We start from the raw sequence: 913 nt of genomic DNA on the forward strand, positions 1-913 counted from the left end.
CCGCCGCTTTTTTCGCGCGCGAGGCGACATGAGGTTCGCCTTCATCGCCAAACACCGCCACATCTGGCCCGTCAGCTGGCTGTGCGACGTGCTGGAGGTCTCGCGGTCCGGCTTCCACGCCTGGCTCAACCGCCCGACCAGCGCCCGCGAGAGCTATGACGTCAAGCTCGTCACGGCGATCGAGACGAGCTTCAAGGCCAGCGACCGGACCTATGGCGCGCGCCGCGTCTGGCGTGATGTCTTGGAAGAAGGGCTGGCCTGCGGGCTTCACCGGATCGAACGACTGATGCGGCTCAATGCCTTACGGGCGCGGCCCAGGCGCCGTGGGAAGCCCAAGGACGATGGGGAACGGTCTGTCATCGCCGACAACATTCTGGACCGCGACTTCGAGGCTGACCGGCCAAACCAGAAGTGGCTGGCCGATTTCACCTACATCTGGACCGCTGAGGGCTGGCTTTACGTCGCTGTCGTGCTGGACCTGTTTTCGCGGCGCGCAGTGGGCTGGTCCATGAAAGCTGATCGGGATGCCTCATTGGTCATGGACGCACTGATGATGGCGGTCTGGCGACGTGGCAAAGCCGACGCGCTGCTTCATCATTCGGACCAAGGATCGCAATACACAAGCGAGCAGTTCCAGCGGCTTCTGGCCGACAATGGGATCTCCTGCTCGATGAGCCGTGCGGGAAACGTCTGGGATAATTCCGCAATGGAGAGCTTCTTCTCAACGCTGAAGACAGAACGGACGGCCAGCAAAGTCTACCGGACCCGCAACGAAGCGCGTGCCGATGTCTTCGATTACATCGAGCGCTTCTACAACCCGCGCAGGCGGCATTCGAAACTAGGCTACATCAGCCCGATGGAGTTCGAAGCTCGCGCTATGCTAGCTTAACCCGCTGTCCACGAAACCGGCAGC

Annotated in this window: 1 protein-coding gene; it reads left to right on the top strand. The window is 61.8% G+C overall.

What is annotated here, in order from left to right; translation table 11 throughout:
* A partial coding sequence (locus C5F48_RS24180; RefSeq protein ID WP_107666171.1) for an IS3 family transposase occupies positions 1-889 on the top strand: 889 nt, incomplete at its 5' end.
* Positions 890-913: the final 24 nt, after the last annotated feature.

Origin of the sequence: Cereibacter changlensis JA139 (assembly GCF_003034985.1) — a bacterium.
Lineage (GTDB): Bacteria > Pseudomonadota > Alphaproteobacteria > Rhodobacterales > Rhodobacteraceae > Cereibacter > Cereibacter changlensis.